Raw genomic sequence first — 14,739 nt, 5'->3', positions numbered from 1 at the left:
CAAACGACGCAAGCTTACTCCGCCGCGAGCTTCACATCCGGTGCAGCGGCGCGGACCTCGGCGTCGACCTGGGCTTCGAACTTGGCAAAGTTCTTCTGGAACATGCCGACCAGCGCGCGGGCGGTCTTGTCGAACTCGTCCTTGTCCTTCCAGGTGTTGACCGGATTGAGGATCTCGCTCGGCACGCCCGGCAGCGCGGTCGGGACCGCGAAGCCGAAATATTTGTCGGTGCGGAATTCGACGTTGCGAAGCGAGCCGTCGAGCGCCGCGGTCAGCAGCGCGCGCGTCACCTTGATCGGCATGCGCGAGCCGGTGCCGTACTTGCCGCCGGTCCAACCGGTGTTGACCAGCCAGCAGTCGACATTGTGCTGGGCGATCAGGTCGCGCAGCATGTTGCCGTAGACGGACGGATCGAGCGGCAGGAAGGGCGAACCGAAGCAGGTCGAGAATTCCGGCTGCGGCTCATTGCCGAGACCACGCTCGGTGCCCGCGACCTTGGCGGTGTAGCCCGACAGGAAGTGATACATCGCCTGCGCCGGCGAGAGCTTGGCGATCGGCGGCAGCACGCCGAAGGCGTCGGCGGCGAGCATCACCACGTTCTTGGGCTGCGGCGCGCGGCCGGTGCGCGAGGCGTTCGGGATGAATTCGAGCGGATAGGCCGAGCGCGTGTTCTCGGTCTTGGAGCCGTCGTCGAAATCGACCACGCGGGTGTCTTCGTCCAGCACGCAATTCTCGAGCACCGCGCCGAAGCGGGTCGAGGCGGCGTAGATCTCGGGCTCGGCTTCCTGCGACAGCTTGATGCACTTGGCGTAGCAGCCGCCTTCGAAATTGAAGACGCCGTTCGGGCCCCAGCCGTGCTCGTCGTCGCCGATCAGCGTGCGGTTCGGATCGGCTGACAGCGTGGTCTTGCCGGTGCCGGACAGGCCGAAGAAGATCGCGGCATCGCCCTTGGCGCCGACATTGGCCGAGCAATGCATCGGCATCACGCCGCGCTCGGGCAGATAGTAGTTCAGCGTGGTGAAGACCGACTTCTTCATCTCGCCGGCATAGTAGGAGCCGGCGATCAGCACGATCTTGCGGGCGAAATCGATCGCGACGACGTTCTCCGACTTGCAGCCATGGCGCTTCGGATCGGCGCGGAAGCTCGGCATGTCGATGATGGTGAGCTCGGGCACGAACGCCGAGAGCTCGATCGCCTCGGGACGGATCAGCAGCGTGCGGATGAACAGAGAGTGCCACGCGAGCTCGGTGAAGACGCGGGTCTTGATGCGATAAGCCGGATCGGCGCCGCCATAGAGGTCCTGCGCGAACAGCGACTTGCCTTCGGCGTGCTTGAGGAAGTCCTGGTAGAGCGTCTCGAACTGCTCTGCGGTGATCGACTGGTTGCCGGCCCACCACATCTTCTTGTCGGTGGTGGCGTCACGCACCGTGAATTTGTCCTTGGGGCTGCGGCCGGTAAACTCGCCGGTGTCGGCGCAGAGCGCGCCATCGGCCGACAGCACCGCCTCGCCCGCGGAGAGCGAGTATTGATAGAGTTGCGGCGCACCGAGGTTCCAGTGAACCTGCTTGAGATTCTTTAAGCCGAATTTGTCGGCGCCGAAGGCACCGTTGCGCACGCCCGTCTCTTGCACGAAAAATCCTCCTAGAACCCACTCAGCGCGATCATGCTTGGCGCCGCCGCGGTCACCGTGATTGCAGGCCGTCCGGCCTCGGTTGGAACGACCTAATACTGATGAACGCTGGCGTTGCCAAGCTGATCCCTTAGGATTTGGTTTATTCAAGGACCGCGCCAAACGTCGCGCATGTCAGCTCTGAGCAGGCGCATCAAAAAATCAACAATGATCGCGCAACCAAATAGGCGTTTCGGCGTTTCCCAAGGTTATTGCGACGCACAACGCCGAATACAGTCTCGATGAATTTCCAAGCCCACCCTATCTTACCGCGCCTTCGCCGATGAGCGCGAACGGCCCCCACATTGCAGGATAGGCGTTGCGCGGAGACGAGGTGTCGTCAACATAGGTTAACATTGCGCGGCGCAAGGCTTCGGCACGCCCCATTTTTGGTTCGTTTTTGAGCAGCTCGAAAGTCATCGTGGTCAGGCGTGTGGCAGCTTCCGAATCCACGGCCCAATGCGAGACCAACAGTGCGCGCGCGCCGGCATAGAAGAACGAGCGTGCCAGTCCGGACAGGGCCTCGGCGCCCGGCTTGTCGCCCGCGATGGTGTTGCAGGCCGACAGCACAACCCAATCCGCATTGAGCTTGAGCTGAGCGACTTCACTCGCGGTGAGCAGACCGTCGTCGAACTCAGTCGGCTGATCGGGAATGGAGAGCGCGAGCGAGGGCTCACCCAGTCCCTTGATGTCGCCGGCAACGAGGCCGTGGGTGGCAAAGTAGATGATGCCGTATTGAGCAAGCGCTGCACGCTTGAGCGTCGTCTCGCTGGCGTCGCGGCCGAGATGAATATCGGCCTCGGCAGCCCCGACATCCCGGGCCACCGCGTTCAACTCATCGGCGGTGTCGGGCAGTTGCGGCAGCGCCTGAGCAAGCCGCGCGCGATCGACGCCGGCACCGCGCCAGAAATCACTATAGGCAACGGTCGCGATGCTGCGCGCGGCGATCTTGCCGCTCGCGGCGCGCCGTTCGGCGGGCGCTTCCAGTGCGGGATTGAACACGGGATCGCCAAAGCCGGTCATCGGCTTCACGCTTTGGTCCCGGCGCGCGAAGGCGCGCAGCGATTTCAGACTGACCACCGAGGGCAGCACCGAGACGGCCTGACGCCGCAGCAGCCAGGCAGCGCCGCGATAGCCTTCGAGCGTGTCCGGGATCGCAGCCTGCGGCTTCTCGGTGACGAGCAGATGAAACGGCAATGCGGTCAGCGCAGCCGACGGTACCACCAGCAGGCTGCGCTTGTCCTTTGTCAACGCCTCGACCGGACCGAGCAGCGCGACATGGAGTTCGTTGGCGAGCGCGAGATCGAACAATCCGGATTTGCCGGAGGCATCGCGCGCTTTGCCGACCTCGAGTCCCTTGCGGAATGCGGTCACCTTCTGCGTCAGCGCATCTGCGCCGAGTGGAATAGCCTTCCAGTCGACGCCCTCGCGCGTGATCGCGATGACATAGCTCTGCCTGTCGACAACGGAGTAGAGCACCATCGCCTCATCGGCCGACAGCAGCAACTGGATGTCCTTTGCCGTCAACGGCAGGGGATTGGAGAGCGACGCGTAGTCGGGAAACTCGACCGCGAGCGTCTTCTGCAAGCCCGCACGCTCGTTGGCAATCGTTGCAATCCGCGCGCGGCTGCGCTGCTCGGTTGCGAGATCGCGCTGCGCGGACTGCTTCGACACCGCGGTGACGATCGCCTTGTCGAGCGCCTCGGACTCAGCCGCGAGATCCTGGTCCCGGCGCACCAGCTCGGCGAGGCGGTCGCTGCCGGCGGCAAGCCGAACCGCGAGCTTGTTCACGGCGGATGCGGCGGAGGATTGTGTGCCGCGCTGGATCGCGGCGAGAGCCTCGTCCAGCGCCTTGTCGCCGGACAGCAGATCTTGTTGGCGCGCGGCGAACAGGACCGGCAACACGACGCGCAGCTGGGCGCGATCGCCCCGAAGCGTCTTTTCCGCGAACGGCAATGCGTCCGCGGTGCGCCCGGCCACGTAGAGGAAATAAGCGAGATTGCTGGTCGAGGTCATGACGTCAGGATGATCGGGCCCAAGCGCATTTTCGCGGATGACCAGCGCGCGGCGATAGAGCGGCTCGGCGTCGCCGTAGCGCTGCTGGTGCTCGTAGAGGCCGGCGAGATTGTTCAGCGAGCGGGCGACGTCGGGATGATTCGGTCCCAGCACCTTCTCGCGGATCGCGAGCGAGCGCTTGATCGGAGCTTCCGCGTCCGCATCGCGGTTGAGATCGCGATAGACCTGGCCGAGATTGTTCAGGACGGTGGCCACCGCCGGATGCTCGGGTCCGCCGGCCTTCTGGTAGATCGCGAGCGCCCGCTGAAACAGCGGCTCGGCGTCGGCATAGTGCTGCTGTTTCACGTAGAGCGTGGCGAGATTATTGAGCGACTGCCCGACATCGGGATGCTCGCGCGACAGTCCCTTCTCGCGAACGGCGAGCGCGCGCCTGAACAACGGCTCGGCCTCGGCGTAGCGGCTCTGCCGCTGGTAAAGCGCGGCGAGGTTGCTCAGTTCGGCGCCAAGCAGCGGGGTTTCGAGACCGAGCGACTTTTCCATCAGCATGATGGCGCGCTTGTAGAGCGGCTCCGCCAGATCGTCGTGGCCCTGACCGGCATGAACCTGGCCGAGGTTGTTCAGCGCGGCGGCGAGTTCGCGACCTGTGTCGCTCTTCTCCAGGCTCGCGACCATGCCTTGCGCCAAAGGCAGTGCTTCCGAATATCTGCCGGCGCTCATGAGGGTGTTGATCCGCGCGCTCTCCGCGGCGAGACCTTTCTGGGCAGGGCTTGTCTGAGCAAGGCTGGGCGTGACAAGCGATGCGGTGATCGCGAGCGTCAAACCCGCAACCAGCGTCAGTCTATTCCATTCTGCCATGACGCTCTCGCCGCCGCCTTCTGACCGGTAACGAACTTGGGTCGCGGCGATGGGCAGCAGCGTTCAATCTGTTGCGCTCTGGTCCATCCTGGTGCGCGCTTCGCCGGCGAGGCGAACCAGCATCTTGCGCAGCGCCGTGCCATCAGCGACCCGCTCCGGAAAATCCAGCCGCAAGGCGGTCTGGCCGTCCTGCATGTCCAGGCCCTCCGGATCGCAGCCGGTGCAGTGCCAGTCGCCCGCGGCAGCACCGAGCAGCTTTGTGGCATAGAGCCCCATGGCCTCGCGGTGGTCGGCATTCATGTGCTCGACCGCGCCCTCCTCCGCCGCCAGCAAGTCCTCGGCCCCCGTGAGGTCCGTCAGGAATTGCTCCGGCTTGAGATCGACGATCCGGCCGAAGCCGGCGACCAGATGGGTTCCCGTGGGCCGAATCCGGAAGAAGGAGAAATCCTTAAAGGAAACAAAGGCCTCCGCTGAGGGATGGGCATTGAGATACCGTCGCCGGAGCAGGTCCTTGTCCGCGTCGGCCGGCTCGGCACGGCCGGACAGCATGATTCGGGCACCTTCCAGCGGATCGCCCGCCGCCCGCTCGTCCAGCATCAGAGACACCCGGCTGTCGGCCAGGATGTTCCTGGTGTGCACGGCCAATGCCGAGATCAGCAGGATCGGAGAGCCGTCCGGATGGCTGGCCAGATTGACCAGGGAGCAATAGGGATCGCCGCTGCCGGCCATCAACGTCGCCAGAGCCCCCTGCCGTGACCGCCGCAGCAGCGATTTGGCGAGCTTTCCGGGGTCGAAATCGGGGGTCGGTTGCATCGGCTTTCTCGGGTCAGGTGGTTGCATGGAGGGCCTTTTTTCGGGTAAACCGGGGCCCGGTTATGGGTCGAGATGCGGCGAATCTGCCGTGTTTCGTGGAACTTGGTCACACTTCAGCCTAGCTTGCATTGCTCGGTGACAAGGTTCGAATGCCAACATCGGCACCCATGTATGCGGCGCATCAGTGGATTGCTCGCCGTTTTCAAGCCACGACCCAAACGGAAAGCAGAAAGCAGAGGCTCATGCCCACAATCGCTTTGGTCGACGACGACCGCAACATTCTCACATCCGTCTCGATCGCGCTGGAGGCCGAAGGCTATCGCATCATGACCTATACCGACGGCGCCTCCGCGCTCGACGGTTTCCGCACCACCCAGCCCGATCTTGCCATCCTCGACATCAAGATGCCGCGCATGGACGGCATGGAGACGTTGCGCCGGCTGCGGCAGAAATCCGACCTGCCGGTGATCTTCCTGACCTCCAAGGACGAAGAGATCGACGAGCTGTTCGGCCTCAAGATGGGCGCCGACGACTTCATCCGCAAACCGTTCTCGCAGCGCCTGCTGGTCGAGCGCGTCAAGGCGGTACTGCGCCGTTCGGCGCCGAAGGACCCGACCGTCACGCCGAAGGAGAACGACGCCAAGGCGCTCGACCGCGGCCTGCTGCGTATGGATCCTGAACGGCACACCTGCACCTGGAAGAACGAGCCGGTGACCCTGACCGTCACCGAATTCCTGATCCTGCAGGCGCTCGCGACCCGGCCCGGCGTGGTGAAGAGCCGCAACGCGCTGATGGACGCCGCCTATGACGACCAGGTCTATGTCGACGACCGCACCATCGACAGCCACATCAAGCGGCTGCGCAAGAAGTTCAAGGTGGTCGACAACGAGTTCGAGATGATCGAGACGCTCTACGGCGTCGGCTACCGCTTCAAGGAAGCCTGAGGCGCACGCGCCTCCACGAAAGACCGAGAGCATCGCCGGTTCTGATTCCATCGGCACCGGGATGGCTCTAGGATGCGGGGACCTTCGCACGAGCTGTCCTAACGCGGGCGTGAGCATTGCTTGACCGAACGCAGCCTGACGAGAACCAGAACGCCGAGGACCTCACCGCCCACGGCGCTCCGGATCAATTGGCCGAGGACAAGCTGGCCGTGCGGGGCTGGCGTCCGCTGAACTGGCTCAAGCGCGCCGGCCAGTTCTTCTTCGCGCTGTCCTTCTCGAGCCTGACCCGCCGCATCGTCTCGCTCAACCTCGCCGGCCTGGTCGCGCTGGTGGCGAGCATCCTCTATCTGTCGCAATTTCGCGCCGGTCTGATCGACGCACGCGCGCAGAGCCTGCTGGTGCAGGCGGAGATCATCGCCGGCGCGATCGCGGCCTCCGCGACGGTGCAGACCAACGCCATCACCATCGATCCCGACCGGTTGCTCGACCTCAAGCCGGGCGAGACCTATGGCGGCTCGGACGAGTATTCCCCGCTGGATTTTCCGATCAATCCGGAGCGCGTAGCCCCGGTGCTGCGCACGCTGATCTCGCCGACCAAGACGCGCGCCCGCATCTACGACCCGAACGGCAGCCTGCTGGTCGACAGCCGCAGCCTCGATACCGTGGTGCGCTTCCCCCTGCCGTCGGTCGCCGCCGAGAAGCCGGGCATGGTCGAACGCGGTATGGTCGCGGTCCGTACCTGGCTCAATCGCGGCGACCTGCCGCTCTATCGCGAGCTCGGCCCCGAGAACGGCAATGGCTATGCGGAGGTCGGCGACGCGCTCCAGGGCCAGAAGCGCTCGATGGTGCGGGTCAATGCGCGCGGCGAGGTGATCGTCTCGGTCGCGGTCCCCGTGCTGCGCTCGCGCGCCATCCACGGCGCGCTGATGCTGTCGACGCAGGGCGACGACATCGACCAGATGGTCACCGCCGAGCGCCTCGCCATCCTCAAGGTGGGCGGCGTCGCCGCCGCGGTCATGATCATGCTGTCGCTGCTGCTCGCCAGCACGATCGCAGGTCCGGTCCGCCGGCTCGCCGACAGCGCCGAACTGATCCGCCGCCGCATCAGGACCCGGGTCGAAATTCCCGACTTCACCCGTCGTCGCGACGAGATCGGCCATCTCTCCGGTGCGTTGCGCGACATGACCAGTGCACTCTACAGCCGCATCGAAGCGATCGAGATGTTCGCCGCCGACGTCGCCCACGAATTGAAGAACCCGTTGACCTCTTTGCGCTCCGCGGTCGAGACGTTGCCGCTGGCGCGCAACGAGAACAGCCGCGCGCGCCTGCTCGAGGTGATCGAGCATGACGTCAAGCGGCTCGACCGGCTGATCTCGGACATCTCCGACGCCAGCCGTCTCGATGCCGAACTGCAGCGCCAGGATGCGATCCCGGTCGATCTGCGCCGCCTGCTGACCACGCTCGTGTCCGTCGCCAATGAAACCAAACTCGGCCATGACGTCGCGGTCGAAATGCGTTTCGAGGGCCGCGGCCCGACCGACAATTTCGCCGTAACGGGTCACGATTCGCGGCTCGGACAAATCGTCTCCAACCTGCTCTCGAACGCACAGTCCTTCTCCGAACCCGGCAACAAGGTGCGCCTCACCTGCCGCCGCGTGCGCGGCGAGATCGAGATCGTGGTCGACGACGACGGGCCCGGAATCCGCGACGACGCGCTGGAGCGCATCTTCGAGCGCTTCTACACCGACCGCCCTCATCAGGGCTTTGGCCAGAACTCCGGCCTCGGTCTGTCGATCTCCAAGCAGATCGTCGAGGCGCATGGCGGACGCATCTGGGCGGAGAACCGTCCCGGCCCGGCGGACGAGGACGGAGCGCCTGTTGTTGTCGGCGCGCGCTTCGTGGTGAGGCTGCCGGCGCTATGAGCCAAGGCAGCTTGGACGAAGGCGGCCCCAGCGTTCACGCCTCGGCGGTCAAGGTTGGAGATCTGGCGGTGCTGATCCGCGGGCCCTCGGGCTCCGGCAAGTCGCGCCTTGCCTTCGATTTGATCATGGCGGGACGTAGCGGCGTGCTCGAAAGGGCCGTTCTGGTCGGTGATGACCGTGTCCATCTGGCGACACTCGGCCGCGAAATTGAGGTCCGCCCCGCCCCGGTCCTGGCCGGCCTGATCGAGATCCGGGGGCTCGGAATCCGCCGCTGCGACTTTGTGGAGCATGCGACCGTCGGCCTCGTGGTCGATCTGGACGCCGCGGATGCGGAGCGGCTGCCGCCGGCCGAATCCCTGAAAACAGCCATTTTAGGTGTCGAAATACCGCGAATCCCTGTAGGCCGCGACTATTCGCCCCTCCCTCTGGTTGTTGCGGCCTTGACCACTACCAAGAGTTCATCTTCCGTTAACCCTTCAGGCGATTGTTTGAAGGGAAATGGTAACCATATGAACCCCACACTCGCGACCGAATAGACCGGCGCAGCTCCCCTTATCCATCCGTCTAGATTCAGGGAGATACGCAACATCCCCTCTTGCGCGGGGGCTCTGGATGGTCAAAGTGGCGCGTTCGTGCGGTGCACCAAAAGCGCCCGCGAGGAGTTTTCCGATGATTGGTCTAGTACTTGTGACCCACGGGCGCCTTGCCGACGAATTCAAGGCAGCGCTTGAACATGTCATGGGCCCACAAAAGCAAATCGAAGCGATCACGATCGGCGCCGAAGATGATTCCGATCTCTGTCGAAGCGACATCATCGAGGCGGTTAACCGCGTCGATTCCGGCGACGGCGTCGCGATCCTCACCGACATGTTCGGCGGCACGCCATCCAATTTGGCAATATCCTGCATGAGCCGGCCGAAGGTCGAGGTGCTCGCGGGGATCAACCTTCCCATGCTGGTGAAGCTCGCCAAGGTGCGCGAGGAGCGTCCGCTCCCCGACGCGATCGCGATGGCCCAGGAAGCCGGCCGCAAATACGTCACCATCGCCAGCCGCGTCCTCGCCGGCAAATGAGCGACGAGGCGCCGCAAGCCGGGACGGGCGTGCCCGCGGGCGCGATCTCCAAGGACCTCCTGATCATCAACAAGCGCGGCCTGCACGCGCGGGCCTCCGCCAAGTTCGTCCAGGCCGTCGAGCGCTTCAGCGCGCAGGTCTGGGTGACGCGCGGCGGCGAAACCGTCGGCGGCACCTCGATCATGGGCCTGATGATGCTCGCCGCCGGTCCCGGCACCACCATCACGGTCGCCGCGTCCGGCGACGATGCCGAAGCCGCGCTCGCGGCGATCACCGAACTCGTTGAAAGCAAATTCAACGAGGAAGGGATTTAGGCGGCGTCGCCTCGATCACTTCCCCGGCGGCGCGATATAAATGTTCCAGCTCATCGATGGACCGGCCTTGCCGTGGGTGAAGCGGCGCGTCGTCATCACGACGCGCTCGGCGTTCGGCGCAACCTCGGACACCCATTTCTCGAACGCCGGCAGGCGACCGTCGGCCGGGTCGAACACGCCGATGAAGCCGTATCGCCTGACGTCATCGGGCGAAATCAATCCGGACCCCCAGGCTTCAAGCGGCGTGAATGCGGCCGGATGATCCGGGCTGTAGAACACCATCGGCTGGATCGACTCCATGGTGCCGGCGACGACCGCCCAGCGCGAGGCGAAGCGCGCGTGCCAGGCTTGCGTCAGCTCGCGCGCGAGATCCGAGCGCGCGCCGTAGGTCGCCGTGTTGCCGGCATTGGCCGCCATCTCGCGCGCGGCGATCCAGGGCGAGGCAGCGAGCGTGGCGACGCTGAGCACGAGCCAGATCGCGACAATGTTGAACAGCGCAGCACTCTGCACCCGCAATGTCGGGATCGCGACCAGCGAGAGCGGCACCAGAAAGAATAGCGAGATGCCCCAATCGGTCTTCATGTAGATGCTGAACGCCAGCGCGCCGAGCGCGGGCCCGACCGCGACGATGATCTGGATAATCCAGACGTTGCGCGCCTGCGAAGGGTTCACGCTCGCATTCGCGCCGCGCGCCCAGGCCCGCGTGACGATGCGCGTGGGCGAACGCAGCAGCAGCCTGAACCAAGGCGGCACCAGCGCCATCGCCAGCGCGGCCAGCGCCACCGGCAGTGCCAGCAACGCGGCATTATGCAGGGCATAGCCGGCCACGAGCTGATGCACCTGGCCGCTGTCCTCGAGGCTGTAGGTGTCGCCGGCATAGGTCAGCGGCACGAAATGCGCGTCCGCCAGCCAGACGATGTGCGGGATCATCGCCGCCGCCATCGTCGCGATCGCAACCCACGGCGCCGGCGACGCCAGGAACCTCATTCGCTCCGGATGGATCAGCGCGGCAAGCCCGATGGCGCCGATCATGGTCAGCACCCAATATTTGGTCATCAGCGCCAGCGCGCCGGCGAGGCCGAGCAGGACTCCGGATTGCCAACTCCGCTTCTCGAACGCATTGAGATAAGCGAGCACGAGGAGCGGCAAGGTGACGAGCTGGAGCAGGTCGGGATTGTACTTGAAGCCCTTGAAATTGAAGATCGGGTAGAGCGCGACCATCACCACGACCAGGAACGCGCGCCGCGCATCCACGACGCGTAGCGCGATGAGCCAGCAGATCACCATACCGGTGCTGACGGTCGCCATCGCGAGCGCATAGGTCGCCCAATCCGTCGCCGGGAACATCGTGAACCAGAGGCCGGCGACCCAGCCCGACAGCGGCGGGTGCTTGCCATAGCCCCAGAGGAATTTCTGGCCCCAGCCCCAGGCTTCCGCGACGTCCATGTGAACGTCCTGCGCGGCCTTCAAATTGATCAGGATGAAGGTCCAGAGCACCGCATGCAGGATCGCGAGCTGAATCACCAGCCACAGGCGCGCCTCGGGGCGGGTCGCGCTGGCAACCAGCCAGGCCCGAAAGCGGGCATAGCTCACCCGGGTCTTCGCGCGGGCTCGGGCAGACGGGATCGAGGTCGTGGACATGGGCCTGGACATCAGGCGTTGCGTAGCGCGTTTCGGGCCTTCGTGGAATCAGCTTGGCGTGAACAAAGGCCCTGAAAATACAGCAATATGGTTGCCGCACGGGGGTGTGAGTGGTATCCCGCGCCCATGACGACCGTCCCCATTTCCAACATCCGCAATTTCTCCATCGTCGCCCATATCGACCATGGCAAATCGACGCTGGCCGACCGCCTGATCCAGATGACCGGCGGCCTCACCGACCGGGAAATGGCGGGCAAGGAGCAGGTGCTCGATTCCATGGACATCGAGCGCGAGCGCGGCATCACCATCAAGGCGCAGACGGTGCGCCTCGCCTACCGCGCCAAGGACGGCAAGGATTACATCTTCAACCTGATGGACACGCCCGGCCATGTCGACTTCGCCTACGAAGTCTCGCGGTCGCTGGCGGCCTGCGAGGGTTCCCTGCTGGTGGTCGACGCCAGCCAGGGCGTCGAAGCGCAGACGCTCGCCAACGTCTACCACGCGCTCGATGCGGGGCATGAGATCGTTCCGGTCCTGAACAAGGTCGACCTTCCCGCCGCAGAGCCGGAGAAGGTCAAGCAGCAGATCGAGGACGTCATCGGCATCGACGCCTCCGAGTCCGTGATGATCTCTGCCAAGACCGGCCTCGGCGTGCCCGATGTGCTGGAGGCGATCGTCACCCGCCTGCCGCCGCCGAAGGGCGACCGCGACGCGACGCTGAAGGCGTTGCTGGTCGACAGCTGGTACGACGTCTATCTCGGCGTCGTGGTGCTGATCCGCGTCGTCGACGGCGTCATGAAGAAGGGCAGCCGGGTCCGCATGATGGGCACGGGCGCGGCCTATGACATCGAGCGCGTCGGCTTCTTCACCCCGAAGATGACGCAAGTCGACGAGCTCGGCCCCGGCGAGATCGGCTTCATCACCGCCGCGATCAAGGAAGTGGCCGACACCCGCGTCGGCGACACCATCACCGACGACAAGAAGCCTGTCACCGAGATGCTGGCGGGCTTCAAGCCGGCCATTCCCGTGGTGTTCTGCGGCCTGTTCCCCGCCGACGCCGACGACTTCGAGACCTTGCGCGCGGCGATGGGCAAGCTGCGCCTCAACGATGCCAGCTTCTCCTACGAGATGGAGACCTCGGCCGCACTCGGCTTCGGCTTCCGCTGCGGCTTCCTCGGGCTGTTGCATCTGGAGATCATCCAGGAGCGTCTGTCGCGCGAATTCGATCTCAACCTGATCGCGACCGCGCCGAGCGTGATCTACAAGATGAGCCTGACCGACGGGCAGGAAATCTCGATTCACAATCCTGTCGACATGCCTGATGTGGTCAAGATCGCGGAGATCCAGGAGCCCTGGATCGAGGCCACGATCCTCACCCCCGACGAATATCTCGGCAGCGTGCTGAAGCTGTGCCAGGATCGCCGCGGCGTGCAGAAGGAGCTGACCTATGTCGGCTCCCGCGCCATGGTGAAATACGATCTGCCGCTCAACGAGGTCGTGTTCGACTTCTACGACCGCCTGAAGTCGGTCTCCAAGGGCTACGCCTCGTTCGACTATCATCTTACCGACTACAAGCCGGCCGACCTGGTCAAGATGCAGATCCTCGTCAACAACGAGCCGGTCGACGCGCTCTCGATGCTGGTGCATCGCACCCGCGCGGAGGGGCGCGGCCGCGCCATGGTTGAGAAGATGAAGGACTTGATCCCGCCGCACATGTTCCAGATCCCGATCCAGGCGGCGATCGGCGGCAAGGTGATCGCGCGCGAGACGGTGCGCGCACTGCGCAAGGACGTCACCGCAAAGTGCTACGGCGGCGACATCACGCGTAAGCGCAAACTTCTGGAGAAGCAGAAGGAAGGCAAGAAGAAGATGCGGCAGTTCGGCAAGGTCGACATCCCGCAGGAAGCTTTTATTGCCGCGCTGAAGGTGGACAGCTAAGGCGACGGCTTCACCGATCATCAGCCACCGTCATGCCTGGGCTCGTCCCGCCTGCGCGGCCGAAGCCGCTTCGGCGAGGCGGAGGCCCGGGCATCCACGTTCTTGGTCAGCGGAAAAGCCGTGGATGGCCGGGTCAAGCCCGGCCATGACGACGAAGGCGAGACCAAAATCTGGTGGTGAGACAGGTCCGGTCCGAGCCTTTCGCGGCTGGATAATAAAAACGCGAAAACAACCCCATGCACAGTAGCCGGCACGTTGTTGCCATTGTGTTTTTCGATTTTTACGAATCCTGTTTGACTCGTCGGGCAAAACAGGGGCATGATGGCATCATGGCAGCGATGCGATCGACAGGCCGCGATGTCCCATCAAACCAGCCCAATCACGCTCGTACTCATGGCCCGAATACCGGCAGAAGGTGTCGCGGACTTTCGAGCCTACGAGGATGCGGTTCTGCCGCTCTTGCCCGAGTTCAATGGACGTCTGGACCGTCGGCTTCGAAATCCTGATGGCACCACCGAGATGCACATCGTCAGCTTCGCATCCGATCAGGACTTTCAAAACTATCGGAATGACCCTCGGCGGACAGGTCAAGCCTCGTTGCTGGAAAAATCAGCAGCCAAGCTGGAAGTGTTTCCGATGGCGGACGTCTGACGGACCTCACGCGAGGTCTTCGGTGCGATTGGAGGAAACACCGGCTCGACAAGGCATCGATGCACATTCCGGTCATTTGGACCAACGCACGATCAGCTCGTAGCTCGTAGCCTTCGGACGAATTGCTTCTACGCCGGAGGCAGCGTCACCCCGGTCAACTCACCCAGTCTGTCCAGAAGCCGCTCCTGAAAATCGGGATCGGTCGCTTCGTGGGCCGGCTCTTGTTGCCGGAGGTCATGCCAGTAGCGACCGCTGACCAGGGCGGCGGGATCATCGCTCGCGGCCAGCCAGGTCTGCGTCCGTTGTCCGGTGGCCACGCCGACCGGCGCGCCGGCACCGCCCATTTTGGTGCGCGCCCAGCCGGGATCGACGGCGTTGCTCAGCACCTGCGGCCAACGCCGCGCCAAGGCAAAGGCCAGTGCAACCACGTGCAGCTTGCTCTCCGCATACGCCTTGGCTGGATCCCAGGTTCGCCTGGTCCAGTCGAGATCGTTCAACGATCCCTCTCCGCCACGATGTAGTCCGCTGCTGAGATACACCAGCCGATCGGGGCGCTTCATCAGGGCGGTGAGCAAATAGGGCGCGAGCGTGTTGACCGCCAGGGTGGTGGCGTGGCCTTCGGGCGTCGGGCCGCGGCTGCGCTCGGTATAGACCCCGGCGTTGTGGATGACCGCGTCCATGCGTCCGATTGCGTTGACCTGGTCTGCCACGTGCCTCGTCTGGGCGGCGCTCTTGAGATCGCCGATGACGACCCGTGCGGAATGCGATTCGAGCCCGGCGATTGCCGCCGCACGTTCCGCCGATCGCGCGTGCAGGACGATTTGGTGGCCCTGTTCGAGGAGAGACTGGGCTGCTGCGCGGCCCAGACCGTCCGTGCTGCCCGTGATGAAGACGATTGCCATGG

Annotated in this window: 12 protein-coding genes; 7 read left to right on the top strand and 5 right to left on the bottom strand. The window is 64.5% G+C overall.

Going from position 1 to position 14,739, the window contains the following annotated elements:
- Window positions 1–14 precede the first annotated feature (14 nt).
- The 3 genes from AC0L3U_RS27210 to AC0L3U_RS27200 form a co-directional block, all read right to left on the bottom strand.
- Window positions 15–1,631: a phosphoenolpyruvate carboxykinase gene (locus tag AC0L3U_RS27210; RefSeq protein WP_456767288.1), complete on the bottom strand. Its 1,617-nt coding sequence runs from the start codon at window positions 1,629–1,631 to the stop codon at window positions 15–17.
- Between the two features lie 300 nt (window positions 1,632–1,931).
- Complete coding sequence (locus AC0L3U_RS27205) at window positions 1,932–4,541, bottom strand: CHAT domain-containing protein (protein ID WP_473363888.1); 2,610 nt, start codon at window positions 4,539–4,541, stop codon at window positions 1,932–1,934.
- A 63-nt stretch (window positions 4,542–4,604) separates the two neighbouring features.
- The gene (locus AC0L3U_RS27200) at window positions 4,605–5,354 is read right to left on the bottom strand and encodes a HugZ family pyridoxamine 5'-phosphate oxidase (protein ID WP_473363887.1); all 750 of its coding nucleotides are present in this window, start codon (window positions 5,352–5,354) and stop codon (window positions 4,605–4,607) included.
- A 242-nt stretch (window positions 5,355–5,596) separates the two neighbouring features.
- Here AC0L3U_RS27200 and AC0L3U_RS27195 point away from each other — a divergent pair, with 242 nt between their 5' ends.
- The 5 genes from AC0L3U_RS27195 to AC0L3U_RS27175 all read left to right on the top strand — a co-directional run bounded on the left by AC0L3U_RS27195 (window position 5,597) and on the right by AC0L3U_RS27175 (window position 9,605).
- Window positions 5,597–6,298 (top strand): response regulator transcription factor, encoded by a 702-nt coding sequence (locus AC0L3U_RS27195; protein WP_007597749.1) that lies wholly within the window; start codon window positions 5,597–5,599, stop codon window positions 6,296–6,298.
- A gap of 116 nt (window positions 6,299–6,414) precedes the next feature.
- Window positions 6,415–8,220 carry a stimulus-sensing domain-containing protein gene (locus tag AC0L3U_RS27190; RefSeq protein WP_473363886.1) on the top strand — a complete coding sequence of 602 codons (1,806 nt, stop codon included), beginning with the start codon at window positions 6,415–6,417 and terminating at the stop codon, window positions 8,218–8,220.
- Window positions 8,221–8,231: 11 nt separating this feature from the next.
- The gene (locus AC0L3U_RS27185) at window positions 8,232–8,756 is read left to right on the top strand and encodes an HPr kinase/phosphorylase (RefSeq protein WP_473363885.1); all 525 of its coding nucleotides are present in this window, start codon (window positions 8,232–8,234) and stop codon (window positions 8,754–8,756) included.
- A 133-nt stretch (window positions 8,757–8,889) separates the two neighbouring features.
- Window positions 8,890–9,291 carry a PTS sugar transporter subunit IIA gene (locus tag AC0L3U_RS27180; RefSeq protein ID WP_007597752.1) on the top strand — a complete coding sequence of 134 codons (402 nt, stop codon included), beginning with the start codon at window positions 8,890–8,892 and terminating at the stop codon, window positions 9,289–9,291.
- Window positions 9,288–9,605 carry an HPr family phosphocarrier protein gene (locus AC0L3U_RS27175; RefSeq protein WP_018460059.1) on the top strand — a complete coding sequence of 106 codons (318 nt, stop codon included), beginning with the start codon at window positions 9,288–9,290 and terminating at the stop codon, window positions 9,603–9,605. The genes AC0L3U_RS27180 and AC0L3U_RS27175 overlap by 4 nt, the downstream gene beginning before the upstream one ends.
- 15 nt (window positions 9,606–9,620) lie before the next feature.
- Here AC0L3U_RS27175 and AC0L3U_RS27170 read toward each other — a convergent pair whose 3' ends face one another.
- The gene (locus tag AC0L3U_RS27170) at window positions 9,621–11,246 is read right to left on the bottom strand and encodes a glycosyltransferase family 39 protein (RefSeq protein WP_473363916.1); all 1,626 of its coding nucleotides are present in this window, start codon (window positions 11,244–11,246) and stop codon (window positions 9,621–9,623) included.
- A 126-nt stretch (window positions 11,247–11,372) separates the two neighbouring features.
- Here AC0L3U_RS27170 and lepA point away from each other — a divergent pair, with 126 nt between their 5' ends.
- On the top strand, window positions 11,373–13,184 hold the full coding sequence (gene lepA, locus AC0L3U_RS27165) for a translation elongation factor 4 (RefSeq protein WP_456767285.1): 1,812 nt from the start codon (window positions 11,373–11,375) through the stop codon (window positions 13,182–13,184).
- A 357-nt stretch (window positions 13,185–13,541) separates the two neighbouring features.
- Complete coding sequence (locus AC0L3U_RS27160; protein WP_473363884.1) at window positions 13,542–13,835, top strand: putative antibiotic biosynthesis monooxygenase; 294 nt, start codon at window positions 13,542–13,544, stop codon at window positions 13,833–13,835.
- Between the two features lie 128 nt (window positions 13,836–13,963).
- Here AC0L3U_RS27160 and AC0L3U_RS27155 read toward each other — a convergent pair whose 3' ends face one another.
- Window positions 13,964–14,737: an SDR family NAD(P)-dependent oxidoreductase gene (locus AC0L3U_RS27155; RefSeq protein WP_473363883.1), complete on the bottom strand. Its 774-nt coding sequence runs from the start codon at window positions 14,735–14,737 to the stop codon at window positions 13,964–13,966.
- Window positions 14,738–14,739 lie beyond the last annotated feature (2 nt).

It is taken from the genome of Bradyrhizobium sp. Kon69 (assembly GCF_055807515.1).
This window is presented reverse-complemented; position numbering and strand designations above follow the sequence as displayed.

What these genes read in the sequence shown, in the direction of transcription:
- lepA (WP_456767285.1), top strand. Translation starts at nt 11,373, where the DNA reads ATGACGACCGTCCCCATTTCCAACATCCGCAATTTCTCCATCGTCGCC.
- AC0L3U_RS27155 (WP_473363883.1), bottom strand. Translation starts at nt 14,737, where the DNA reads ATGGCAATCGTCTTCATCACGGGCAGCACGGACGGTCTGGGCCGCGCA.
- AC0L3U_RS27205 (WP_473363888.1), bottom strand. Translation starts at nt 4,541, where the DNA reads ATGGCAGAATGGAATAGACTGACGCTGGTTGCGGGTTTGACGCTCGCG.
- AC0L3U_RS27175 (WP_018460059.1), top strand. Translation starts at nt 9,288, where the DNA reads ATGAGCGACGAGGCGCCGCAAGCCGGGACGGGCGTGCCCGCGGGCGCG.
- AC0L3U_RS27160 (WP_473363884.1), top strand. Translation starts at nt 13,542, where the DNA reads ATGTCCCATCAAACCAGCCCAATCACGCTCGTACTCATGGCCCGAATA.
- AC0L3U_RS27195 (WP_007597749.1), top strand. Translation starts at nt 5,597, where the DNA reads ATGCCCACAATCGCTTTGGTCGACGACGACCGCAACATTCTCACATCC.
- AC0L3U_RS27200 (WP_473363887.1), bottom strand. Translation starts at nt 5,354, where the DNA reads ATGCAACCGACCCCCGATTTCGACCCCGGAAAGCTCGCCAAATCGCTG.
- AC0L3U_RS27170 (WP_473363916.1), bottom strand. Translation starts at nt 11,246, where the DNA reads ATGTCCACGACCTCGATCCCGTCTGCCCGAGCCCGCGCGAAGACCCGG.
- AC0L3U_RS27180 (WP_007597752.1), top strand. Translation starts at nt 8,890, where the DNA reads ATGATTGGTCTAGTACTTGTGACCCACGGGCGCCTTGCCGACGAATTC.